This window comes from Serratia nevei, from assembly GCF_024160145.1.
GTDB lineage: Bacteria > Pseudomonadota > Gammaproteobacteria > Enterobacterales > Enterobacteriaceae > Serratia > Serratia nevei_A.
Genome location: NZ_JAMYWQ010000014.1, coordinates 31,517 through 56,187 on the forward strand (window position 1 = coordinate 31,517; position 24,671 = coordinate 56,187).

Annotated in this window: 22 protein-coding genes; 19 read left to right on the forward strand and 3 right to left on the reverse strand. The window is 63.3% G+C overall.

Annotated features, from left to right (window positions below):
- The first annotated feature begins 5 nt into the window (after positions 1-5).
- The 18 genes from M6G53_RS11825 to M6G53_RS11910 all read left to right on the forward strand — a co-directional run bounded on the left by M6G53_RS11825 (position 6) and on the right by M6G53_RS11910 (position 20,424).
- On the forward strand, positions 6-749 hold the full coding sequence (locus tag M6G53_RS11825) for a glycosyltransferase family 2 protein (RefSeq protein WP_253331623.1): 744 nt from the start codon (positions 6-8) through the stop codon (positions 747-749).
- On the forward strand, positions 746-2,629 hold the full coding sequence (locus M6G53_RS11830) for a carbohydrate-binding protein CenC (RefSeq protein ID WP_253331625.1): 1,884 nt from the start codon (positions 746-748) through the stop codon (positions 2,627-2,629). Before M6G53_RS11825 ends, M6G53_RS11830 begins: the two co-directional genes overlap by 4 nt.
- Before the next feature lie 12 nt (positions 2,630-2,641).
- The gene (locus M6G53_RS11835; protein WP_253331627.1) at positions 2,642-3,628 is read left to right on the forward strand and encodes a glycosyltransferase family 2 protein; all 987 of its coding nucleotides are present in this window, start codon (positions 2,642-2,644) and stop codon (positions 3,626-3,628) included.
- 45 nt (positions 3,629-3,673) lie between these two features.
- Positions 3,674-4,576, forward strand: a complete 903-nt coding sequence (locus tag M6G53_RS11840) for a glycosyltransferase family 2 protein (RefSeq protein WP_253331629.1) — start codon at positions 3,674-3,676, stop codon at positions 4,574-4,576.
- Positions 4,577-4,854: 278 nt separating this feature from the next.
- Complete coding sequence (locus M6G53_RS11845; RefSeq protein WP_253331631.1) at positions 4,855-8,616, forward strand: nitrate reductase subunit alpha; 3,762 nt, start codon at positions 4,855-4,857, stop codon at positions 8,614-8,616.
- On the forward strand, positions 8,613-10,157 hold the full coding sequence (gene narH / locus M6G53_RS11850; RefSeq protein ID WP_253331634.1) for a nitrate reductase subunit beta: 1,545 nt from the start codon (positions 8,613-8,615) through the stop codon (positions 10,155-10,157). Before M6G53_RS11845 ends, narH begins: the two co-directional genes overlap by 4 nt.
- Entirely contained in the window at positions 10,154-10,876 is a 723-nt protein-coding gene (narJ, locus tag M6G53_RS11855; protein ID WP_253331636.1) for a nitrate reductase molybdenum cofactor assembly chaperone, read from the forward strand. The genes narH and narJ overlap by 4 nt, the downstream gene beginning before the upstream one ends.
- 2 nt (positions 10,877-10,878) lie before the next feature.
- Positions 10,879-11,556, forward strand: a complete 678-nt coding sequence (narI, locus tag M6G53_RS11860) for a respiratory nitrate reductase subunit gamma (RefSeq protein WP_253331639.1) — start codon at positions 10,879-10,881, stop codon at positions 11,554-11,556.
- A gap of 270 nt (positions 11,557-11,826) precedes the next feature.
- The gene (locus M6G53_RS11865) at positions 11,827-12,834 is read left to right on the forward strand and encodes a 3-oxoacyl-[acyl-carrier-protein] synthase III C-terminal domain-containing protein (protein ID WP_253331641.1); all 1,008 of its coding nucleotides are present in this window, start codon (positions 11,827-11,829) and stop codon (positions 12,832-12,834) included.
- Entirely contained in the window at positions 12,831-13,847 is a 1,017-nt protein-coding gene (locus M6G53_RS11870; protein WP_253331643.1) for an NAD-dependent epimerase/dehydratase family protein, read from the forward strand. The genes M6G53_RS11865 and M6G53_RS11870 overlap by 4 nt, the downstream gene beginning before the upstream one ends.
- The gene (locus M6G53_RS11875; RefSeq protein WP_253331645.1) at positions 13,840-14,646 is read left to right on the forward strand and encodes an MBL fold metallo-hydrolase; all 807 of its coding nucleotides are present in this window, start codon (positions 13,840-13,842) and stop codon (positions 14,644-14,646) included. Before M6G53_RS11870 ends, M6G53_RS11875 begins: the two co-directional genes overlap by 8 nt.
- The gene (locus tag M6G53_RS11880; protein WP_253331647.1) at positions 14,643-15,929 is read left to right on the forward strand and encodes a F390 synthetase-related protein; all 1,287 of its coding nucleotides are present in this window, start codon (positions 14,643-14,645) and stop codon (positions 15,927-15,929) included. The genes M6G53_RS11875 and M6G53_RS11880 overlap by 4 nt, the downstream gene beginning before the upstream one ends.
- A complete protein-coding gene (locus tag M6G53_RS11885; protein ID WP_253331648.1) occupies positions 15,926-16,543 on the forward strand; it encodes a phosphatase PAP2 family protein in 618 nt (205 codons plus the stop codon). The genes M6G53_RS11880 and M6G53_RS11885 overlap by 4 nt, the downstream gene beginning before the upstream one ends.
- Positions 16,540-17,673, forward strand: coding sequence for a sterol desaturase family protein (locus tag M6G53_RS11890; RefSeq protein WP_253331651.1), 1,134 nt, complete (start codon positions 16,540-16,542; stop codon positions 17,671-17,673). The genes M6G53_RS11885 and M6G53_RS11890 overlap by 4 nt, the downstream gene beginning before the upstream one ends.
- Positions 17,666-18,748 carry a fatty acid desaturase family protein gene (locus M6G53_RS11895; RefSeq protein WP_253331662.1) on the forward strand — a complete coding sequence of 361 codons (1,083 nt, stop codon included), beginning with the start codon at positions 17,666-17,668 and terminating at the stop codon, positions 18,746-18,748. Before M6G53_RS11890 ends, M6G53_RS11895 begins: the two co-directional genes overlap by 8 nt.
- Complete coding sequence (locus tag M6G53_RS11900) at positions 18,745-19,830, forward strand: acyl-CoA desaturase (protein ID WP_253331664.1); 1,086 nt, start codon at positions 18,745-18,747, stop codon at positions 19,828-19,830. Before M6G53_RS11895 ends, M6G53_RS11900 begins: the two co-directional genes overlap by 4 nt.
- 106 nt (positions 19,831-19,936) lie before the next feature.
- Positions 19,937-20,161 (forward strand): hypothetical protein, encoded by a 225-nt coding sequence (locus M6G53_RS11905; protein ID WP_025303190.1) that lies wholly within the window; start codon positions 19,937-19,939, stop codon positions 20,159-20,161.
- Positions 20,158-20,424, forward strand: coding sequence for a hypothetical protein (locus M6G53_RS11910; protein WP_038877012.1), 267 nt, complete (start codon positions 20,158-20,160; stop codon positions 20,422-20,424). Before M6G53_RS11905 ends, M6G53_RS11910 begins: the two co-directional genes overlap by 4 nt.
- A 9-nt stretch (positions 20,425-20,433) precedes the next feature.
- On the opposite strand, the gene M6G53_RS11915 is transcribed toward M6G53_RS11910, so the two are convergent.
- Genes M6G53_RS11915 through M6G53_RS11925 form a run of 3 tightly spaced genes read right to left on the reverse strand, consistent with a single transcriptional unit; the run spans position 20,434 to position 23,011 of the window.
- On the reverse strand, positions 20,434-20,586 hold the full coding sequence (locus tag M6G53_RS11915) for a DUF2474 domain-containing protein (RefSeq protein ID WP_071605360.1): 153 nt from the start codon (positions 20,584-20,586) through the stop codon (positions 20,434-20,436).
- Between the two features lie 14 nt (positions 20,587-20,600).
- On the reverse strand, positions 20,601-21,608 hold the full coding sequence (gene cydB, locus M6G53_RS11920; RefSeq protein ID WP_253331666.1) for a cytochrome d ubiquinol oxidase subunit II: 1,008 nt from the start codon (positions 21,606-21,608) through the stop codon (positions 20,601-20,603).
- A gap of 2 nt (positions 21,609-21,610) precedes the next feature.
- Positions 21,611-23,011, reverse strand: a complete 1,401-nt coding sequence (locus tag M6G53_RS11925; protein WP_253331669.1) for a cytochrome ubiquinol oxidase subunit I — start codon at positions 23,009-23,011, stop codon at positions 21,611-21,613.
- A gap of 144 nt (positions 23,012-23,155) precedes the next feature.
- Between M6G53_RS11925 and M6G53_RS11930 the strand changes: the two genes are divergently transcribed.
- Entirely contained in the window at positions 23,156-24,574 is a 1,419-nt protein-coding gene (locus tag M6G53_RS11930; protein ID WP_253331671.1) for an aminotransferase-like domain-containing protein, read from the forward strand.
- Positions 24,575-24,671 lie beyond the last annotated feature (97 nt).

A 24,671-nucleotide genomic window follows, 5' to 3' on the forward strand; every position in this document is an offset into this window, starting at 1 on the left:
TCATCATGGAAAAAGTGTCCGTCATCATGCCGGCCTACAACGCCGCCGGTTTTATCCGCGAGTCGATCCTCGGGGTACTGAATCAAAACTATCAGGACTATCACCTGTATGTGATCGATGACGCTTCCACCGACAACACCGCCGAGGTGGTCAAGCCATTCATTCACGATCGGCTGACCTATATTCGCAACAACGTCAATCAGGGCGTGGCCGAAACGCGCAACATCGCCATTGAGGCGGCGCGCGGCGACTACATCGCCTTTTGCGACAGCGACGACGTCTGGCACCCGAATAAGCTGGCGCGCCAGGTCGGCATTCTCAAAACCCAACGCTACGACGTGGTCTGCTCGCATTACTACACCTTCGAGAACGATCTGGCGCAGGTGAAGAACTATCGCGGCGCCGGGGAGATCATCGCCTACCGGGACATGTTGAAAAGCAACTGGATCGGCAACCTGACCGGCATGTACAACCAGCGCCGCGTCGGCAAAATCTATCAGCGCAAGGTCGGGCATGAAGACTACGTGATGTGGCTGTCTATTCTGGAGCGTGCGCGCAACCGGCTGGCGTACTGCATTCCCGAGCCGCTGGCGTTTTACCGCTTGTCCGCCAATTCGCTGTCCGGCAACAAGATCCGCGCGGCGGACTGGCAGTGGCAGATCTATCGCCGCCATTTGGGGCTTTCTTACCAAAAATCCTGCTACCTGTTCTTCTCCTATCTGTACAGCGCGGTGATGAAAAGACAATGATGAGCAAAACCTTGAACGTGGCTTGCGCGCTGGTTGGCTGCGGCCTGGCGGCTCAGGTTGGGGCGGCGGTCTGCGAGACCAATCTGTTGATCAATCCCGGCTTCGAACAGGGAGAGGCGGGCTGGTCGGTGCCGCCGGCCAAGGTGGTTTCCGGCGGCCGCAACGGCCGCGCCAGCCTCTATTACAGCAATCCCAACCCGGCGGAGTATCACCAGATGCGGCAAACGCTGGCGGTCAAGCCGGGGCAGGCAATCGCGTTCGGCGTTTGGGTGCGCGGCGACAACCTGCGCGGCAAAGGCGATCGGCCGGGCGCCGGGGTGTATGTCGAAAGTTATGACGCCAAGGGACGCCACCTGGCCGGCAGCTATCCGCAGGGCCTGCTGGGCAGCAGCGGTTGGCAGCCGGTCGCGGGCAGTTTTACCGTGCCGCAACAGGCGGCGACCACGGTGCTGGGGCTGTATCTGCGCAAGGGCACCACCGGCAACGCCTGGTTCGACGATGCCTACGCCTGCAGCCGGCCGACGGCACCGGCGCTGTATCAAATGCGTGCCGCCGGGCAGTCGGCTTCCAGCCTGATCGAAGTGCAGCATCCCCAGGAGGTGCAGGTGGAAAGCACGCTGCTCGACGGGAAACACACCGCCGTGCGGCAGGAGAGCCGCCGTTATCACATCGCCGAACGTCAGCGCGTGGAGTTCGCGCTGCCGGCCAACCTGGCCGCCGGCGAATATCGCCTGCAGCAACAGGTGACGGACGTGGCGTCAAAGACCAGTCAGAGCAGCGAAATGCCGGTCAGTATCGGCGATGCGTCGCCGACAGTGGCGCTGGACGAGCAGGGCTATACGCTGCGGCAAGGCAAGCGCTTCTTTCCGCTGGGCATCTACATGTACGGCGATATGGCGACCGATGAACATCTGGCGCGTATCCGCGACGCCGGTTTCAATACCGTGCTGAATTACAACTACGGCGCAGGCCGCGATCCGTACGCCTATTTCCGCAAGACGCAGCAGTATGGGCTGCAGGTGATTTTCTCGCTGAAGGATTTCTATCCCGGCCTCGATTCGGCACCGAAAACGCGTTTGAGCTACCCGCAACTGACGGCGTCTTACGTCGAGAAGTTTAAAAACCAGCCCAACCTGCTCGCCTGGTATATCAACGACGAACTGGGCCCGCAGTATGTGCCGCAGATCGAACAGATGCACCTGCAGGTCAAACAACAGGATCCGAACCATCTGACCTTTCAGGTGCTGAACCAGACCGGCGTGCTCAACGCTTATTTCAACAGTTCCGACGTGCTGGCCAGCGATCCCTACCCGGTCGGGCGCGACGCCGATATGACGCGCACGCTGGAATATTCGCGTCTGACGGTGCAGGTGGCGCGCCAGGCGAAGGGCGCCTGGCTGGTGATGCAGATCATGGATCACGCCGCTTACGAACCGCACCGCAAACCGCGCCAGCCGAGTGAAGCGGAGATCCGCAACCAGGCCTGGCTGGGGCTGATCGGCGGCGTCAAAGGGATGCTGTTCTATTCCTATACAGACCTGTTCTACAAACGCCGCAGCGGCGATTTCAGCCAGCAGGAGTTCGACGGCATCTGGCAAGGGGTTGCCCGCGTGGCGCAGCAGATCGACAGTTTCACGCCGTATCTGCTCGCCGGTGAAAGCGCGCCGCTGAGCGGCAACAATACCGCCGTACCGGCGCGGCTGTTTATCGACGGCGAGCGCGGCCTGGTGCTGATCGCCAATCCGTACTATCGGCCGATGTCCGCCCGTTTCGATCTGCCGCCCGGCTGGCGCTGGCAGGGGCGAGCGCAGATCGACGCCGAATTGCCCGCAGTAGGAAGCAGCGCGCTGTGGGTGCAACGAGACACTCGTAATCAATAAGGATATCCGTTCATGACTATCACGCTAAGCCTGATCGTCCCGGTGTACAAGGTGGAAGCCTACATCGAAGCGTGCCTGGACTCGGTGCTGAGTCAATTGCCCGACTGGGCGGAAGTGATCATCGTCGATGACGGTAGCCCGGACGGCGCCATCGCCGTCGCGCAAGAGGTGCTGTGCCGCTACCCGACGCTGAGAACGCAGGTCAGCATCCTGCGCCAGGAGAACCAGGGGCTGAGCGCCGCGCGCAACGCCGGGATCGCGCATGCCGCAGGCGAGTATCTCGGTTTTCTGGACTCCGATGACGTGCTGCTGCCGGGCTACTTCAGCATTTTGGGGCGTCTGTTGGCGGATAACCCGCAGGCGGAGATCGTCGCGTTCAATGCCCAGCGTTTCTCGCGGCTGAAAAACGGCAAGATCGAATCCGACGGCCTGATGGCGATCGTGCCCGGCAACGCCGCGCCGCAGGAGCGCGAGCCGCATATGGCGCTGCTGGCGGACAGTTTCAACCGCAGCATGTGGTATGCCTGGGCGCGGATTTATCACCGTGCGCTGTTCAACGACGCGGCGTTTCCGGCCGGGCGCAACTTCGAGGATATCCAGCTGATCCCGCAGCTGTATTTGAAGGCCAACCGCATCGTGGTCTGCGATACGCCGCTGGTGGGGTATCGCGCCAATCCGAACGGCATCACACGCGCGCCAAAGCGGCGCGATCTGGACGATCTCGATTATGCCCTCGAACGCGCCGACAGCGGGCGCCGTCACGAAGGCGGCAAGGGGTTCCACTCGGTGCTGTTCGTCACCACGCTGAAGGCGCGCCTGCTGGTCGGGCTGGATTTCTTCGGCCTGCGCGACGCGCTGCGGGAAACCGCCGAGCTGAAGCGGCGCTATGCCCGGCTGCGGGCCGAGGAGCGGCGGATGCTGAGCCGCAAGAACCGCCTGTTTTATCGCAGCCCGCTGGCCTATTACCTGATGGCCAGCCTCTATAACCGCCTCGGATGAAGCCGTTCTCATCCGCTCGACGATGAATCAGCCTGGAAGCAAACTATGAGTATCACAGTCAGCGTCATTATTCCGACCTATGGCCGCAGCGAACTGCTGGCGCGCGCCATCGACAGCGTTCTGGCGCAAACTCACCGCCCGGTGGAGATCGTGGTGGTGGACGATAACCCGCCCGATGACCCGCAGCGCCAGGCCACCCGCGAACGGTTGGCCGGTTACCTCGCCGCCGGGCAGATCCTGTATTGCCCGCGCGCGCGCAACGGCGGCGGCGCCCGGGCGCGCAACAGCGGCATTCTGCGCGCCAGCGGGGAATACATTACTTTTCTGGACGACGACGATTACTACCATCCGGAAAAGATCGCCCGTCAGCTGGCCTTCATGCGGCATGGCGATTACCCCGTCAGCCTGTGCGATATGGATATCCTGCAGGCGGGCCAAATCAGCGCCGAGCGCTATTACCGCGCCCGATGCGACGGCCTGGAGGACTTTATGCTGGCCGGCGTCGCTTACACGCCGATGATCATGATGCGGCGCGAGGCGGCGATCGCGGTGCGCGGGTTCTTCAATACCCCGCGCTATCAGGATCATATCTTCCTCTATCGCCTGCTGGCAGCGGGCATGCGCATCGGCACGCTGCATGAACGCCTGGTGGTGCATAACGATCATGACGGCGAGCGCATCACTTCCAGCCCGAAAGGGGTCATCGGCTATCGCAACAAAATGCAGTTCGAGCGCCGGCTGATGCCACAGCTTTCGCCGCGGGCGCGCAAGGTGATGCAGCTGCGTCACACCTGTATCACCTCGCGCATCATCACCGACAGCCAAAGCCGTCTCGGCGGCGTGCTGCACGGTATTAAGGGCATCATCTACGTCAACAGCGGCGTCATGGCCGGCGTTTATATGAAAAATATTGTCCGCAACGTCTTCTTCCGCGGCGTGCCTTTCTGAAACCAGACGCGGGGCTTTCCCCGCGTCCTACCCCCAAATACCCCGTTTTGCCTCCCATCCGTCGTCCCTTGTCGTAAAATTCTGTTTTATTCATTTAAATTCAATGAATTAAATTCATTCCCCTTACCTGTACTTTGGGGGTATTTCTCACCCGATAAGCGCGTCGCCTCCCGCTTTCTCTTGATCGCAATCAATTTGCCGCCGGTTGGCCGTCAGTAGGCTGGCGGCAGATTGAGCATGTCTTCTTATAACGACAAGAGCCTTCAGGAGCATTCCGGATGAGCAAATTTTTAGACCGTTTCCGCTATTTCAAGCAGTTGGCGGAGCCTTTTTCTGGCGATCACGGCCAGACCTTGAACACCAACCGCGACTGGGAAGACGGCTACCGCAGCCGTTGGCAGCACGACAAAGTGGTGCGTTCCACCCACGGCGTGAACTGTACCGGTTCCTGCAGTTGGAAGATCTTCGTGAAGAATGGCCTGGTGACCTGGGAAACCCAGCAAACCGACTACCCGCGCACCCGCCCCGATCTGCCCAACCATGAACCGCGCGGCTGCCCGCGCGGCGCCAGCTACTCCTGGTACCTGTACAGCGCCAACCGGCTGAAATACCCGCTGATGCGCAAGCGTCTGCTCAAGCTGTGGCGCGAGGCGAAAGCGCAGCACAGCGATCCGGTCGCGGCCTGGGGCGCTATCGTCGGCGATGCGGAAAAAGCCAAAAGCTACAAGGTGGCACGCGGCCGCGGCGGCTTCGTCCGCTCCAGCTGGCAGGAGGTCAATGAACTGATCGCCGCCGCCAACGTCTATACCGCCAAAACCTTCGGCCCGGACCGCATTATCGGCTTCTCGCCGATCCCGGCGATGTCGATGGTGTCCTACGCCGCCGGCGCCCGCTACCTGTCGCTGATCGGCGGCGCCTGCCTGAGCTTCTACGACTGGTATTGCGATCTGCCGCCGGCCTCGCCGATGACCTGGGGCGAGCAGACCGACGTGCCGGAATCCGCCGACTGGTACAACTCCTCCTACATTATCGCCTGGGGTTCCAACGTGCCGCAGACGCGCACCCCGGACGCCCACTTCTTTACCGAAGTGCGTTACAAGGGCACCAAAACCGTGGCGGTGACGCCGGACTATGCCGAAGTCGCCAAGCTGTGCGACCACTGGCTGAATCCGAAGCAGGGCACCGACAGCGCGATGGCGCTGGCGATGGGCCACGTGATGCTGAAAGAGTTCCATCTCGATCGTGAAGTCGGCTACTTCCGCGACTACGTGCGCCGCTATACCGATATGCCGATGCTGGTGCTGCTGGAAGCGCGTGAAGGCGGCTATTACGCCGCCGGCCGCCTGCTGCGCGCCGCCGATCTGGTGGATGGACTGGGCCAGGAAAACAACCCCGAGTGGAAAACCGTCGCTATCGACAGCCGCAGCGGCGATCTGGTGGCGCCGCAGGGCTCCATCGGCTTCCGCTGGGGCGAGAAGGGCAAGTGGAACCTGGAACAGCGCGAGGGCAAGTCGCAACAGGAAGTCGAGCTGCAGCTCAGCCTGTTGGGCAGGCATGACGACGTTGCCGAGGTGGGCTTCCCGTACTTCGGCGGCGCCGACAGCGAGCATTTCAACAGCGTGGCGCTGGACGAGATCCTGCTGCACAAGCTGCCGGTGAAACGCCTGCAGCTGGCGGACGGCAGCGAAGCGCTGGTGACCAGCGTGTATGACCTGCAGCTTGCCAACTACGGTCTCGAGCGCGGGCTGGGCGACGCCAACTGTGCCGCCGACTATGACGATATCAAGGCCTACAGCCCGGCCTGGGCCGAGCAGATCACCGGCGTGTCGCGCCACAACATCATCCGCATTGCCCGCGAGTTCGCGGAAAACGCCGAGAAGACCCACGGCCGTTCGATGATCATCGTCGGCGCCGGCGTCAACCACTGGTACCACATGGACATGACCTACCGCGGCCTGATCAATATGTTGATCTTCTGCGGCTGCGTCGGCCAGAGCGGCGGCGGCTGGGCGCACTACGTCGGCCAGGAAAAACTGCGGCCGCAAACCGGCTGGCTGCCGCTGGCGTTCGGTCTTGACTGGCAGCGCCCGCCGCGCCACATGAACAGCACCTCGTTCTTCTACAACCATTCCAGCCAATGGCGCTATGAAACCGTCGGCACCGACGAGCTGCTGTCGCCGCTGGCGGACAAGTCGCGCTTCGGCGGCAGCCTGATCGACTTCAACGTGCGCGCCGAGCGCATGGGCTGGCTGCCGTCGGCGCCGCAGCTGGGCACCAACCCGCTGCGCCTGGCGGAGCAGGCCCGCGCGGCCGGTCAGTCGCCGGTCGAGTTCACCGTCGACAGCCTGAAAAACGGCACGCTGGGCTTCGCCGCCGAGCAGCCGGACAATCCGCAGAACTTCCCGCGCAACCTGTTCGTCTGGCGCTCCAACCTGCTGGGCTCCTCCGGCAAGGGCCATGAGTACATGCTCAAATACCTGCTGGGCACCGAAAACGGCATCCAGGGGAAAGATCTCGGCCAGCAGGGCGGCGTGAAGCCGCAGGAAGTGGAATGGCGCGAGCAGGGCGGCGAAGGCAAGCTGGATCTGGTGGTGACGCTCGATTTCCGCATGTCGAGCACCTGCCTGTACTCCGACGTGGTGTTGCCGACTGCCACCTGGTACGAAAAAGACGACATGAACACCTCCGACATGCACCCGTTCATCCACCCGCTGTCGGCGGCGGTCGATCCGGCCTGGGATTCGAAGAGCGACTGGGAGATCTACAAGGGCATCGCCAAGGCCTTCTCCGAGGTGTGCGTCGGCCATCTGGGCCAGGAAACCGACGTGGTGACCTTGCCTATCCAGCACGATTCCGCCGCCGAACTGGCGCAGCCTTACGGCGTGCAGGACTGGAAGAAAGGCGAATGCGATCTGATCCCGGGCCAAACTGCGCCGCACATCATCGCGGTGGAACGCGATTACCCGGCCACCTACGAGCGCTTCACCTCGCTGGGGCCGTTGATGGACAAACTGGGCAACGGCGGCAAGGGCATCAGCTGGAACACCCAAACCGAGGTCGACTTCCTCAAGCAGCTGAACTACGTCAAGGCCGATGGCCCGGCGGCGGGGCGGCCGAAGATCGAGAGTGCGATAGACGCGGCGGAAGTGATCCTGTCGCTGGCGCCGGAAACCAACGGCCAGGTGGCGGTAAAAGCCTGGGAAGCGCTGAGCAACGTCACCGGCCGCGATCACCGGCATCTGGCGCTGAACAAGGAAGACGAGAAAATTCGCTTCCGCGACATTCAGGCTCAGCCGCGCAAAATCATCTCCAGCCCGACCTGGTCCGGTCTGGAGGACGAACACGTTTCCTACAACGCCTGTTACACCAACGTGCACGAGCTGATCCCGTGGCGCACCCTCAGCGGCCGTCAACAGCTGTATCAGGACCACGAGTGGATGCGTGCCTTCGGTGAAAGCCTGCTGGTATACCGGCCGCCGATCGACACCCGCGCCGCCCAGCCGCTGCTCAACAGCAAGCCGAACGGCAACAAGGAGAAGGCGCTGAACTTCCTGACGCCGCACCAGAAGTGGGGGATTCACTCCACCTACAGCGACAACCTGTTGATGCTGACGCTGTCGCGCGGCGGCCCGATCGTCTGGCTGAGCGAAGACGATGCCAAAGATCTGGGCATCGCGGACAACGACTGGATCGAGGCCTTCAACGCCAACGGCGCGCTGACGGCGCGCGCGGTGGTCAGCCAGCGTATCCCGGCCGGCATGACCATGATGTACCACGCGCAGGAGCGCATCGTGAACCTGCCGGGCTCGGAGATCACCCGCCAGCGTGGCGGTATCCACAACTCGGTGACCCGCGCCTGTCCGAAGCCGACCCACATGATCGGCGGCTATGCGCAGCTGGCCTACGGCTTCAACTACTACGGCACCGTCGGCTCCAACCGCGACGAGTTCGTGGTGGTGCGCAAGATGAACCGCATTGATTGGTTGGACGACGAAGGCAACGACTACGCGCAGGGCAGTCAGCAGGAGAACAGCAAATGAAAATTCGTTCGCAAGTCGGCATGGTGCTGAATCTGGACAAGTGCATCGGTTGCCACACCTGTTCGGTCACCTGCAAAAACGTCTGGACCAGCCGTGAAGGTATGGAATACGCCTGGTTCAATAACGTGGAAAGCAAGCCCGGCGTCGGGTATCCGCACGCCTGGGAAGATCAGGAAAAATGGAAGGGCGGCTGGATACGTAAAATCAACGGCAAGCTGGAACCGCGCATGGGCAACCGCGTCGGCGTGCTGGCGAAAATTTTCGCCAACCCGGACGTGCCGGCGCTGGACGACTACTACGAGCCGTTCGATTACGACTACCAGCATCTGCACACCGCCAAACAGGGCAAGCACCAGCCGGTGGCCCGCCCGCGCTCGCTGATCACCGGCCAGCGCATGAACAAGATCGAAAGCGGCCCGAACTGGGAGGAGATCCTCGGCGGGGAATTCGAAAAACGCTCGCAGGACAAGAATTTCGACAACCTGCAGAAGGCGATGTACGGCCAGTTCGAAAACACCTTCATGATGTACCTGCCGCGCCTGTGTGAGCACTGCCTCAACCCGGCCTGCGTCGCCACCTGCCCGAGCGGGGCGATCTACAAGCGCGGCGAAGACGGCATCGTGCTGATCGACCAGGACAAGTGCCGCGGCTGGCGCATGTGCCTGACCGGCTGCCCGTACAAGAAAATCTATTTCAACTGGAAGAGCGGCAAGTCCGAGAAGTGCATCTTCTGCTACCCGCGCATCGAAGCCGGGCAGCCGACGGTGTGTTCGGAGACCTGCGTCGGCCGCATTCGCTACCTCGGCGTGCTGCTGTACGACGCCGATCGCATCGAGCAGGCGGCGGCGGTGGAGAACGACAAGGATCTGTACCAGAGCCAGCTCGATATCTTCCTCGATCCGCATGATCCGAAGGTGATTGCTCAGGCGCTGGCGGACGGCGTGCCGCAGGGCGTCATTGAAGCCGCCCAGCAGTCGCCGGTGTACAAAATGGCGATGGATTGGAAGCTGGCGCTGCCGCTGCACCCGGAATACCGCACGCTGCCGATGGTGTGGTACGTGCCGCCGTTGTCGCCGATTCAGTCCGCCGCCGACGCCGGCGCGCTGGCGCACAGCGGCGTGCTGCCGGACGTCGAGAGCCTGCGCATTCCGGTGCAGTATCTGGCGAACCTGCTGACCGCCGGCGATACCGAACCGGTGCTGCTGGCGCTGAAGCGCATGCTGGCGATGCGCCACTACAAGCGGGCGGAAACCGTCGACGGCGTGGTGGACACCAGCGCGCTGGAGCAGGTCGGGTTGAGCGAAGCGCAGGCGCAGGAGATGTACCGCTACCTGGCGATCGCCAACTATGAAGATCGCTTTGTGGTGCCGTCGAGCCACCGCGAGCTGGCGCGTGAAGCCTTCCCGGAAAGCAAAGGCTGCGGTTTCAGCTTCGGCGACGGCTGCCACGGCAGCGACGGCAAGTTCAACCTGTTCAACAGCCGCCGCATCGACGCCATCGACGTGACCGCGAAAACCACACGGCCGGAGGATGCCTCATGATCAGCCTGAAAGTGATTGCCCGCCTGCTGGATTACCCGGAGCAGGTCCTGTTTGACCATCAGCAGGCGCTGATCGAAGCGCTGGAGCCGGCCAGCGAGCTGGATCTGCACCACAGCGCGCAGCTGATTCTGTTTATCCGCCGCCTGTGCGCCCGCCCGCTGCTGGACGTGCAGGCCGACTATTGCGAACTGTTCGATCGCGGCCGCGCCACCTCGCTGCTGTTGTTTGAGCATGTGCACGGGGAGTCGCGCGATCGCGGCCAGGCGATGGTTGACCTGATGGCGCAGTACCGCGCCGCCGGGCTCGAGATAGACAGCCGCGAGCTGCCGGATTTCCTGCCGCTGTATCTGGAGTATCTGGCCAGCCGCAGCGCGGCGCAGGCGCGAGAAGGGCTGCAGGACATCGCGCCGATCCTGGCGCTGCTGGGCGCGCGCCTGCAACAGCGCGAAAGCCCGTATGCGGTGCTGTTCGATCTGCTGCTGGCACTGTCCGGCAGCGAGGTGCAGGCCCAGACGCTGGAGACGAAGGTGGCGAAAGAGGCGCGCGACGATACGCCGCAGGCGCTGGATGCGGTGTGGGAAGAGGAGCAGGTCAAGTTTCTTGGCGAACAGGGCTGCGCCTCCGCCCAGCAGACGGCACACCAGCGGCGCTTCGCCGGCGCGGTGGCGCCACAGTATCTGGACCTGACGGATGCGTTAACCGGAACCAAAGGACGCTAAACATGCAATTTTTGAATCAGTTCTTCTTCGATATCTACCCTTATCTGGCCGGCGCAGTATTCCTGATCGGCAGCTGGTTGCGTTACGATTACGGGCAGTACAGCTGGCGCGCCGGCTCCAGCCAGATGCTGGATAAAAAGGGCATGCGGCTGGCGTCCAACCTGTTTCACATCGGCATTATCGGCATCTTTGCGGGCCACTTCCTCGGCATGCTGACGCCGCACTGGATGTATGAGGCCTTCCTGCCGATCGACGTGAAGCAGAAGCTGGCGATGATCGCCGGCGGCGCCTGCGGCCTGATGACGCTGATCGGCGGCGCGCTGTTGCTGAAGCGCCGGTTGACCAACCCGCGGGTGCGCGCCACCAGCAGCTTCGCCGACATCATGATCCTGACGTTGCTGGTGGTGCAGGTGTGCCTCGGCCTGCTGACCATTCCGTTCTCCGCCCAGCATATGGACGGCAGCGAAATGATGAAGCTGGTGGCCTGGGCACAGGCGGTGGTGACCTTCCACGCCGGCGCCTCTGCGCACCTGGCAGGCGTGGCGATTATCTTCAAACTGCACATGGTGCTGGGCATGACGCTGTTCGTGCTGTTCCCGTTCTGCCGACTGGTGCATATCTGGGGTGCGCCGGTAGAGTACCTGACCCGCCGTTACCAACTGGTGCGCAACCGCCGCTGAGCTTGCCGCCGCCGCGGTTTCCCGGCGGCGGCGCCATTGCGAACATTTTCCCGCCACCTGCTTATTCTCGCCACCTTGCCGTAAACTGAATATCTTAGTAATGTTACGCTTATGCTTACGCTGACGGACGTCGGCCCGTAGTAGCCGATAACGAGATATACCGCCTTGCTGAAAGGCATTTTGGGACATAAAAACCGGGGATGATCCACGTGGCCTTTGTGCCGTGTGGGAGAATCGCTTTATGGATAATCAGGTTAATCAATAACAATAATGACCACACAATGTCGCTCACCCGAGCCGCTGCCTCTGAAAGTCATCGCCACCGGGGCCGCGTTGCCGCCTAACCGCGTGGCTTCCTCTACGCTCGATGCCCGCCTGGGGAAACCGGCCGGCTACGTTGAAAAACGCTCGGGCATCGCTTACCGCTATCACGCCGCCGATGACGCCAGCCAAGCCGAACTCGCCGCCGCCGCGCTGCAAGACGCGCTGGCCCGCAGCGCGATCCCGGCAGCCTCCATTGACCTGCTGATCTCCGCCTCGGCGATAGCGGTGCAGGCACTGCCGTGCACCGCCGCGCATATTCTCAAGGAAGCGGGGTTGGCACCGGGCACGCCGGGCTTCGACATCAACAGCAGCTGCGTCAGCTTTATCTCTGCGCTGCAGGTGGCGGCGGGGTTGCTGAACGCCGGGACGTATCGGCGTATCGCCATCGTCTCGGCGGATCTCGCTTCGCGCGGCATCGACTGGCAGCACGAAGAGTCGTCGCTGATCTTCGGCGACGGTGCCGCCTGCGCCATCGTGGAGCGCGGCGACGGCAGCAGCGGTATCCTCGCCAGCCTGGTGGAGACCTATCCGGCCGGCAGCGAACTGTGCGAGATCCGCGCCGGCGGCACGCGCCGCAACCCGCGCGTCGGCATGTGCGAGCAAGACTTCCTGTTTCATATGCAGGGCAAGCCGCTGTTCCGTCAGGCGTCGGCGCTGATTGAGGGCTATCTCGACCGGCTGCTGAGCGCCAGCGGCTTGACCCTGGCGCAGATCGCCACCGTGGTGCCGCACCAGGCCAGCCATTTGTCGCTCGAACATATGCGCAAACGGCTGCACGTCTCCAGCGAGGCGCTGGTAGACATCTACCGCCATCATGGCAACCAGGTGGCGGCCTCTATCCCGACCGCGCTGCATGCCGCCGTGACCAGCGGGCGCTTCAACCCCGGCCAGCCGGTGATGCTGATCGGCACTGCCGCCGGGCTGGCGCTGGCCGGCATGGTGTTGCTGCCATGAGGGTGCTGGTGACCGGGGCGACCAGCGGGCTGGGGCGCAACGCGGCGCAGTGGCTGCTGGAGGCCGGGCATCAGGTGCGCGCCACCGGCCGCGATGAGCGGGCCGGCGAAGCGTTGCGTCAGCTGGGCGCCGAATTTTACTCGCTCGATCTGGCGCAGGCCACGCCGCCGCAGTGCCGGGAGCTGGTGACCGACTGCGAGTGGGTGTGGCATTGTGCGGCCAAGTCTTCGCCCTGGGGCAGCAAAGCGGAATTTCACCGCATCAACGCCGCGGCGACGGAGAAGCTGGCGGAGGCGGCCGGGCGCTGCGGCGTGCGGCGCTTCGTGCATATCTCCACGCCGGCACTCTACTTCGATTTTCAGCCGCATTACGATCTTGACGAGGGTTACCGCGCCCGGCGCTTCGCCAATCACTATGCCGCCAGCAAGCACGCCGCCGAGCAGCAGCTGTTGGCGCAGGCGAAGATTTACCCGCAAACCACCTACATTATTCTGCGGCCGCGCGGCCTGTTTGGCCCGCACGATCGGGTGATCGTGCCGCGGCTGTTGCAGCAGCTCGAACGCGATCGCGGCGTGCTGCGGTTGCCCGGCGGCGGGCAGGCGTTGCTGGATCTGACCTTTGCCCCCAACGTGGTGCACGCGATGGAGCTGGCCAGCCGGCAACGCGGATTGCCGTCCGGTGCCGTGTACAACATCACCAACCACCAACCGCAGCGGCTGGCGGAGATGCTGGATGCGCTGCTGCGCCAGGAGCTGGGGCTGCGTTACCGGCTGCAGGCCGTGCCGTATCCGCTGCTGCAGGCGCTGGCAGGCGGCATGGAACTGTGGGCCAGCCTGAGCGGCAAGGAACCGCTGCTGACACGCTACAGCGTGGCGGCGGTGCATTTCGACATGACCCTGAGCCAGACCCGCGCGATCGCAGAGCTGGGCTATCGGCCGCGTTACTCGATGGAGGAGGGGATCCGCCTGACCGGCGAGTGGCTGCGGCAGCAAGGAGGCATACAGCATGGCTAAAGTCACCGTTTTTGAAGTGGGCTATTGCACGCATATCGGCTGCATGGCGCTGCGCGGCGCCGGGTTCCGGGTGTGTAAATTCCCGGCGCGCGCCTATCTGCTGGAGGTGGGGCAGCGCCGCTGGCTGTGGGATACCGGCTACGCGCATTATTTTCAGCAGCACACGCAGTCGGGGGTGTTCAGCCTTTACCGCCGCATGACGCCGGTCTATTTCGATCCCGCCGAGTCGTTGGCGTATCAGCTGCGCGAAGCCGGTTACGCCGAAGGCGACATCCAGGCGCTGATCGTCTCGCATTTTCACGCGGATCACATCGCCGGGCTGCAGGATTTCAGCCACCTCGATTTTATTTGCTCCGGCGAAGGCTGGCAGCAAACCCGCGGGCTGCGCGGTTTCGCGGCGCTCAAGCGCGCCTTTATTCCCGGCCTGATCCCGGCGGATTTCGAGAGTCGTCTGCAGTTTATGGAGTCTTTTCCCTCGGTGGCGTTGCCCGCGCTGCTGGCGCCGTTCGATCGCGGTTACGCGCTGCCGGGCAGCGAAGGGCAGATTGTCCTGGTGCCGCTGCCGGGGCATGCGGCCGGCCATATCGGCGCCTTTATCCTCACCGACGCCGGCTGGACGCTGTTGGCCAGCGACGCCGCCTGGTCGCCGCAGAGCTACCGGACGCTGCGCGGGCCTTCGCGCCTGGCCAATCTGGTGATGGACGATGCGGCGGCGTACACCCGCACGCTGGAGCGGCTCAACCAGCTGTGGGCGGGTGGCCAGGTCAACATTTTGCTGTGCCACGAGGGGGACCTGTGATCCCCTTCATCACCCTTTGGCACTATTTCCGCGCCCGGCGCCTGCGCTTCGGCGATCGTGCGGCGCTGGAGGCGCACCAGGCCCGGCAGCTCGCGGGCTTTGCTCGCCGGGTGCTGAGCAAGAGCCCCTATTTTCAGCGCTTCAGCCCCCGGCCGTTCGCCGAATGGCCGCAGATGGACAAGGCGCTGATGATGGCGCAGTTCGACCGGATGAATACCGCCGGGCTGCAGCGCGATGCGGTGCTGGCCTGTGCGCAGCGCAGCGAGGCGGATCGCGATTTCACGCCGAAGATCGGGCGCTACAGCGTCGGGTTGTCGTCCGGCACCTCCGGGCAGCGCGGCGTATTTGTCGTCAGCCCGCGCGAACAGCAGGTGTGGGCCGGCGGCATGCTGGCGAAGATGCTGCCGGACGGGCTGTTGGCCGGCGAGCGCGTCGCGCTGTTTCTGCGGGCGGACAATAATCTCTATCACAGCGTAAACAACCGTTGGCTGAGCCTGGCGTTTTACGATCTGCTCGCGCCGTTCAGTGCGCATCTGCCCGCATTGGAACGGCAGGCGCCCAGTATCATCGTGGCCCCGGCGCAGGTGCTGCGCGCCCTGGCGCTGGCGGTGCTGGCCGGGCAGGTGAAACTGTCGGTCAAAAAAGTGATTTCGGTCGCCGAGGTGTTGGAAGAGCAGGATCGCCGCCTGCTGATGCAGGTGTTTTCCGCGGTCGGCGAAGTGTATCAGGCCACCGAGGGGTTTCTTGCCGCCACCTGCGCGCACGGCACGCTGCATCTGAACGAAGAGTTTTTGCATATCGAACCGCAGTGGATCGACGAGCGGCGTTTTACGCCGCTGATCACTGATTTCACCCGCAGTACGCAGCCGATCGTGCGTTATCGGCTGGACGATGTGTTGGTGCTGCGCACCGAACCCTGCCCGTGCGGGCAGCCGACGCGGGCGCTCGCGCGTATCGAAGGGCGGCGCGACGATCAGCTGATGTTGCCCGATGCGCAGCGGCAACCGCAGGCGGTGTTCGCCGATGCCTGCAGCCGGACGATCGCCAATGCGTTGCCGCTGACCAGCGATTACCGTCTGATCCAGCGCGGTGAACGGCAACTGGAGCTGATCGCCGATTGCAGCCCGGTGGAATTGGCGCACTGCCAGGCGCAGCTGATCGCGCTGTTCGCTCGCCAGGGCATCGCGACCGAGCGGCTCGAATGGCGGTTGACGGCGCAGGCGATGCTGCCGCAGTTCGATCGCAAACGGCGGCGCATCGTGCGTCGGGCGGAGGAAGCATGAAAAATACGCTGTTCAGGCTAGGGCACATGCTGCTGGGCTGGGGGACGGTCGGGGTGGTGTATAACGTGACCGATCGCCTGCAGGGGGCGGGAACCCTGTTGCCGCCGTCGGCGCTTGACCGGGCGATCCCGTTCAGCCCCACGGCCATTTGGCTCTATCTGTCGTTCTTCCTCATCGTCCCGGCGGGCTATTTGCTGGCGCCGCTGCAGCGAATCAAATGGCTGACGCTGGCGATGCAGCTGACGGCGCTGGGCGCCGGGGCAGTTTACCTGCTGTGGCCGACCACCATGGCCTATCCGCAGAACGATGGCGTTGGGATCAGCGCACAGCTGCTGGCGGCGCTAACGCAGGTGGATTCGCCGCAGAACTGCCTGCCTTCGTTGCACATGGCGCTGACGGTGCTGGCGGTGTGGGCGCTGAGCGACGGCGAGCGCAAGGTAAGGACGGCGCTGTGGATGCTGTGGGGCGTGGCGATCGCGTTCTCCATTCTGCAGCTGCGCCGCCATTTGTTTGTCGATCTGGCCGGCGGCGCGCTGCTGGCGCTGTTCGCCGGCTGGCTGGCCCTGCGCATAAAGGCCCTGCGCCGGCGCGTGGTTAAAGGAGAAGTGGGATGAGCGATCTGGCGTTGCCGATAGTGTTCATGCTGTTCATCGTGGTGGCCGAGGCGGTGGCGTTGCAGTGGGGGCGCCGTGAGCCGGTCAACTGGCACGATCTGGTGTTCAATCTGAATTCCGGCCATATCATGCTGTGGCTGTTCCGCGGGCTGGAGATCACCTGCTACGGCTACGTGGCCGCGCATTTCAGCCTGGGGCTGCTGGACGCCTGGCCGCCGCTGCTGATGTGGCTGTTCGCCCTGCTGGCGTGGGACTTCGGTTTCTACTGGCTGCATCGCCTGCACCACCGCTTCCGCGTGCTGTGGGCGGTACACGTGGTGCACCACCAGGGGGAGCACTTCAACCTGTCGCTGGGGGTGCGCAACTCCTGGTACTCGTCATTGACGTCGATCCCGTTCTTTTTGCTGCTGGCGCTGGCGGGCGTGCCGCTGTCGGTGTTCGTCACGGTGTCGATTTTTCACTACAGCATTCAGCTATTTAACCACAATGCGCTGACGCCGAAGCTGGGCGTGCTGGAAAAAATCCTGGTCACGCCGGCGCACCACCGGGTGCACCACGTCAAGGACATGGCGTATTCCAATAAGAACTTCGGCGGCAGCTTTATCTTTTGGGACAAGCTGTTCGGCACCTTCTGCCCGGCGCTGCCGACCACGCCGTTCAGCTACGGCGTCAGCGGCGAGCGGCCGTCCGCCAACCCATTTTGGGCGAGCAATCTGCCGTTCCTGCGCTATTTCCGTCTGGCCTGGCGCCCGGCGCCGGGCCGGCCGCGCGACCGCCGTTCGGCGCTCAGCGTCTTCAGCGGCGCCATGCTGTTGTTCTCGCTGGTGGTCGGTTACGTCTACCAATACGGTTATGGCTACGGCGACATCCGCTGGCCGCAAATGGCGCTGCTGGTGCTGCTGGCGTTGGGCTCGGTGGCACTGGGCGGCATGACGGAAGGGCGGCGGTGGGCGAGCGCCGTCTGGCTGCTGATCGCGCTGGGCATGCCGCTGCTGTTTATCGGTTATCTTGGCTGGCCGCAGCGCTATTGGCATATCGCCATGGCCGCCGTGGCGCTGCATGCCCTGTGCGTGGCGCTGGGCTGGGGGCGCGTGGCCGCACCGGTCGCCGTGGAGGAACCGCATGGCTGACTCATTGCCGCCGCTGCGTTTCCCCACTGATGGCGAGCAGGCGTTTCACCGCGATCTCAAGCGCGCGGCGCACGCCTGCCTGGCGGGCGATCACCGCTATGCCGATGCCGCGCGGCTGGCCAAGGCCGCGCTGTTGCTGGCGCTGTGCGTCGGGTTTTATGCCCTGAGCCTGATGCAGCATCAGCCCTGGGCGTTTTTCCTCTGCTATTTCCTGTTCGTGGCCATGGGCATGCTGCTCAACGTCAACGTCAATCACGATGCTTCGCATAACGCCTTCTTGCGCGCGCCCTGGGCCAATCGCCTGGTGGGGCGGCTGGTGACGCTGCCGCTGGGCGTCGATCCGGACTATTGGCGCACGCGCCACGTGGATTACCACCACGTTTACGCCAACGTCGAACACTACGATCTGGACACCGAAGAGAACGGCTTTTTCCGCCAGACGCCGTTCCAGCGCTGGCGGCCGCACATGCGCTATCAGCATCTGTACTGGCCGCTGATCGCCGCGCTCTCGCTACCCTACATCGCGTGGATTTTCGATTGGTCCGACCGGCTCGATAAAACGCCGCTGCGGGAAAAACGCGTGCTGGCGGGGCGCGGCGGTTGGGCGCTGTTCGTGCTGTGCAAATTGCTCCATGTGGCGCTGGTGCTGGTGGTGCCGTTGATCCTGTGCCACCTGCACGGCATCGGTTGGGGCTGGGTGCTGTTGGCTTACGCGCTCAGCCAGATGTTTGCCTCGCTGCTGGTGGTGTTCCTGCTGCTGGGCACCCACTGGGCGCAGGCCGAGTTTTACCCGGCGCCGGCGGGCGACAGCATGCCGCACGGTTGGTACCGGCACAATTTCGCCACCGCCTGCGATTGGCAGCCTGAGCCGCGCTGGCTGGAGCACCTGACCGGCGGGCTGAACTATCACCTGACCCACCACCTGTTTCCCGGCTGGAATCACCGCCACTATCCGGCGTTGGCCGCCGCGGTGGCGGAAGTGGCGCAGCGGCACGGCATGGCATATCGCTGCATCGGCTATCGCGAACTGCTGGCGCAGCAACAGCGCTTCTTGCGCCTTATGGGGCAGCCATGAAACCGCTGCGCCCGTTAGCCTATCGGCGCGACGACGGCGGGCTGCATCGCGCGCTGATGCAGGCCGCCCAGCATTATTTGGCGGCCAGCGGCGATCACCGCTTCGCCGACGGCGGCATGCTGGCAAAGGTGGCGTTGCTGTTGGCGCTGTGCGGCCTGTGTTACGGATTGAGCCTGCAGCAGCAAAACGGCTGGGCGTTTTTCGCCTGTTATTTCGGCTTTATCTTTATCGGCATGTTCCTGACGGTGAACGTGGTGCACGACGCCTCGCATAACGCGTTTTTCCGTCGGCCCTGGGCCAACCGCTGGCTGAACGCCCTGGTGAGCGTCCCGCTGGGGCTGGATCCCGACTGCTGGCGCGTGCGCCACGTGCTGTTTCACCATGCCCATAACAATATCGAACATTACGACCCCGACATCGACGCCAACGGCGTGCTGCGGCAAACGCCGTTCCAGCGCTGGCGACCCTTTATGCGCGCCCAGCGTTACTATTGGCCGCTGGTGGCGGCGCTGACGTTCCCGTACTACATCTGGCTGTTCGACTGGCTGGACCGGGCGGGCCGCACCCGCGTGGCGGCGCGCATGGCGCAGCAGGGCGTGCGCGGCTGGTGCGGATTTCTGGCGGGCAAGGCGGCGCACCTGCTGCTGGCGCTGGCGATCCCGTGCTGGCTGCTGCCGCCGGCCATCGGCATCGGGCAAATTCTGCTGGTCTATTTGCTGAGCCAGATGCTTTCTTCATTGCTGTTCGTGATGTTGATCATCGGCACCCACTGGGCCAAGGCCAATTTTTATCAGGCACCGGCGCAGGGTGCGATGCCGCACGGCTGGTATCACCATGTGTTCGCCACTACCTTCGACTGGCTGACCCGGCCGCGCTGGCTGGGATACTGGCTCGGCGGGGCGAACCTGCATTTGACGCATCATCTGTTCCCGCACTGGAGCCACCGCCATTACCCGGCGCTGAGCCGCATCATCGGCGAGGTGGCGCCGCGTTTCGGCATCGATTACCGCCTGCTGGAGCTGGAGGAGCTGTTGCGCCTGCAGCAGCGCTTCCTCAGCGCGATGGGGCGCAAACCGCATTAGCGTTGCATGCGGTTTGTGCGAGGCGTTACGCAGTTCACTAATTGAACGATATGTGCCCTTCCAGTAGACTTTCCCCCTGTGAATCAACGGCCACAGGAGGTGGACTATGCGCAGCTTGCCGATTCGGTTATCGAACAAAATTGATGATGATCTGAACGATATTGCCCGGCGTCACGGGATGGAAAAAACCGAGGTAATCAAAATGGCGTTTGCACTGATTACCCTTGCCGATAAGTACTGGATGAAACAGGATGGTACTTCTCTTGGCATTGTACGGGAGAAGGGTGAACAGCTTGAAGCGGTGGGGCGGGTCGTGGAGATCTTCCCATGAACATCGAAAGCCGTAATTTGCACGATGAGGCCAGCCAGGTTTATCTGGAGCAGGTCTTGGTCTTCGACGAAATGGAGCGGCTGCGCCTGGCGCGCCAGGTGCTGTGCGGGATATTCGCGGTCAGCGTGGGCGTATTCGCCGCCCACGCGTACTGGGAGAAAAACGAAGCGCTGAGGCAAGCGTTCGAACTGGTGAAGATCGGCGCCTTGCCGCTGGTCACGCTGGTGGTTTCCTTCTACTTTCCCAACAGCGTGGCCAGATAAGGCGCCGCGTTAATGCGACTTCATGCCCGCCGCGGTCATCAGCAGGCGGAACAGCGAGGCGACCACGAACAGCCCCAGCACGCTGGCGCTCCAGATGATCACCAGCCAACCGATGCGTTTCCACCAGGGTGCCGGCGCGGCGGTTGCCGTTTTATCTTGCATAGCGTCCTCCCTTCTCAGTGATAGCCGTGTTCATGGCTGATCTTGCCGCGGAACACGTAGTAGCTCCAGAAGGTGTAGACCAGAATGATCGGGATGATGAACAGCGCGCCCACCAGCATAAAGCCGAGGCTCTGCGGCGGGGCCGCCGCGTCCCACAGGCTGATCGCCGGCGGGATCAGGTGCGGCCAGATGCTGATGCCAAGCCCGCTCAGGCCGAGAAACACCAGCAGCAGCGTCAGCATGAACGGCGAGTAGTGCGCGCCGCGTTTCACCCCGCGCTGGATCCCCCAGGCGCTGAGCAGTACCAGCACCGGCACCGGCAGCAGCCAGAACAGGTTCGGCAGCGTAAACCAGCGCGCGGCGATTTCCGGATGCGCAATCGGCGTCCAGATACTGACCACAGCCAGCACCAGCAGCAGGATCGCCAGCAGCGGCGTCGCCAGATGATACATGCGCGCCTGCAGGTCACCGGCGGTTTTCATTACCAGCCAGGTGCAGCCGAGCAGGGCGTAGGTCACCACCAGCCCCAGCCCGCAGAACAGCGCGAACGGCGTCAGCCAGTCCAGCGCGCCGCCGGCGTAGGTGCGGCCTTCGACCGGGAAGCCGTTGATCACGGCACCCACCACCACACCCTGGCTGAAGGTGGCGAAGATTGAGCCCCAGATGAACGCCTTGTCCCAGATATGGCGTTTCTCCGGCTTCGCCTTGAAGCGAAACTCGAAGGCCACGCCGCGGAAAATCAGCCCGATCAGCATCAGCGTCAGCGGGATCGCCAGCGCGTCGAGGATCACCGAGTAGGCCAGCGGGAAGGCGCCGAACAGCGCCGCGCCGCCCAGCACCAGCCAGGTCTCATTGCCGTCCCACACCGGGGCGACGGTGTTCATCATCAGATCGCGGTCGCCGCTCTCTTTCACCCACGGAAACAGGATGCCGATGCCCAAATCGAAACCGTCCATCACCACGTACATCATGGTGCTGAACACGATGATCACAAACCAAATCAGCGGAAGATCGATGCCCATGTTCAGCTCCTGTCGTCCAGAGTGTCGTTGACCGCGGACAGCGGACGCGCCGGGCGGCCCTCGGTATTGTCTTCTTGATGTTCATGCGGCTGCGGTCCTTTGCGGATCAGGCGCATCATGTAGGAATACCCCACGCCGAACACCGAGCAGTAGACGATGATGAACGCCAGCAGGCTGATGCTCATGTGCAGGTCGCCGTGCGCGGAGACCGCGTCCTTGGTGCGCAGCAGGCCGTACACCACCCACGGCTGGCGGCCGATCTCGGTGGTGAACCAGCCTGCCAGCAGCGCCAGCAGCCCGGAGGGGCCCATCCACAGGATGAAGTACAGGAACGGACGCGACTGATACAGCCCGCCGCGCCAGCGCAGCCACAGGCTCCACACCCCGGCCAGAATCATCAGCATGCCCAACCCGACCATGATGCGGAACGACCAGAACACCACGGTAGAGTTAGGGCGATCCTCCGGCGGGAAGGATTTGAGCGCCGGCACCTGTTCGGTCAGGCTGTGGGTCAGGATCAGGCTGCCGAGGTATGGCACCTCCAGCTTGAAGCGGGTCTCTTCACGCTGCATGTCCGGCCAGCCGACCAGGATCAGCGGCGTGGCTTCACCCGGCGGGTTTTCCCAGTGGCCTTCGATGGCGGCGATCTTCGCCGGCTGGTGTTTCAGCGTATTCAGGCCGTGCGCATCGCCGATCAGCGCCTGCACCGGCGCGACGATCAGCGCCATCCACATTGCCATCGACAGCATTTTGCGCATCGCCGGGGTATCGCGGCCGCGCAGCAGGTGCCAGGCGGCGGAGGCGCCGACGAAGAACGCCGAGGAGAGGAAGGCGGCGGTGGACATGTGCAGCAGGCGGTACGGGAAGGACGGGTTGAAGATCACCTTCAGCCAGTCGACCGGCACCACCTGGCCGTTGATGATTTCATGCCCCTGCGGGGTCTGCATCCAGCTGTTGGAGGCCAGGATCCAGAAGGTGGAGATCAGCGTGCCGAGCGCCACCATGCAGGTGGCGAAGAAGTGCAGCCCCGGGCCGACGCGGTTCCAGCCGAACAGCATCACGCCGAGGAAACCGGCTTCGAGGAAGAAGGCGGTCAGCACTTCATAGGTCAGCAGCGGCCCGGTAATGCTGCCGGCGAACTCGGAGAAGAAGCTCCAGTTGGTGCCGAACTGGTAGGCCATCACCAATCCGGACACCACGCCCATGCCGAAGTTGACGGCGAAAATCTTTGACCAGAAGTGGTAGAGCTCACGGTAGGCTTCATTGCGCGTTTTCAACCATAGCCCTTCCAGCACCGCCAGATAGCTGGCTAAACCGATGGTGATGGCAGGGAAAATGATATGGAAAGACACGGTGAAGGCAAACTGTATTCTGGCGAGTTCCAGTGCATCAAGACCCAGCATGGCGCCTCCTAGGGTTGAACATAAATTAACCTCTTGAGTATAGCTGTCATTTTTATGTGAAATGCTTGGCGTTAAGTTAAGCACGGAGTAGAGTGACTATAATAGTGACAGTTATTTTACTTTTTTATATAACAGTTAATGGTTATGACCCGATACGAGCAGCTTGCACAGCAGATTAGAGAACAGATCCAGAACCGGGTGTGGCGGGCGGGCGACAAGCTGCCTTCGCTGCGAGAAAGCGGCAAGCGCGCCGGGTTGAGCCTGATGACCGTGGTGCAGTCTTACCAACTGCTGGAGAGCCAGGGCTGGATCGTCGCCCGGCCGCAGTCGGGCTACTACGTGGCGGCGCGCCCGCAGCCGCTGCCGCAGCCTTCGCGCGGCGAGAAGCTGCTGCTGAGCGAACAGGTGGACATCAACGCCTTTATTTTCGACGTGCTGCAGGCCTGCAAGGATCCGGACATCGTGCCTTTCGGTTCGGCCTTTCCCGACGCCACGCTGTTCGCCCAGCCGAAGCTGGCGCGGGCGCTGAGCAGCGTGGCGCGCAAGTTCACGCCGCACAGTTCGCTGGCCAACCTGCCGCCGGGCAACGACGCGCTGCGGCGGCACATCGCCCAACGCTATGCGCTGAGCGGCATGCAGGTCGCGCCGGACGAAATCGTCATCACCGCCGGGGCGATGGAGTCGCTCAGCCTCAGCCTGCAGGCGGTGACCCAGCCCGGCGACTATGTGGCGATCGAATCGCCGGCGTTTTACGGCGCGCTGCAGGCGCTGGAACGGCTGCGGTTAAAGGCGGTGGCGATCGCCACGCATCCGCAGGACGGTATCGATCTGGACGCGCTGCAGCAGGCTGTGGAACAGTATCCGATCAAGGCCTGCTGGCTGATGACCCACTTCCAGAACCCGCAGGGCGCCACCCTGCCGGAGGCCAACAAACAGCGACTGGTGGCGCTGCTGCGCGAGCGGCAGATCTCGCTGATTGAAGATGACGTTTACGGTGAGCTGTACTTCAGCGCGGAACGGCCGCTGCCGGCCAAGGCGCTCGACAGCGGCGGCCAGATCCTGCACTGCTCGTCGTTTTCCAAATGTCTGGCGCCGGGCTTTCGCGTCGGCTGGGTGGCGGCGGGGCGCTATGCGCAGCAGATCCAGCGTTTGCAGCTGATGAGCACCGTGTCAACCAGCGTACCGACCCAGATGGCGCTGGCGGATTATCTGCTGCACGGTGGTTACGATACCCATCTGCGGCGGCTGCGGCGGCTGCTGGCCCAGCGCCAAAGCGCGATGCGTCAGGCGATCGCCCACCATTTCCCGCCGACGGTGAAGGTCAGCCAGCCCGACGGCGGTTACTTCCTGTGGCTGGAGCTGGATCCGGCACTGTCGTCGATGGAACTGTACCGCCGCGCCCTTTCCCGGGGCATCAGCATCGCACCGGGGCGCATGTTCACCACCGGCAACCATTTCAACCACTGCTTCCGTCTCAACGCCTCGTTTGAATGGAATGAGCGTTTCGAAGAGGCGATCAAAACCTTAGCCAAACTTATCCGGGGGCTGGAACCGGCAGGCTGAGCCGCATTTTGCCCGGCGCTTCGCCCCAGAAAAATTCATCATGCTTTTTTCGGCAATGGAATGCCGGTTTCGTTGTTAGACAGCCCTCCGGCCGCCC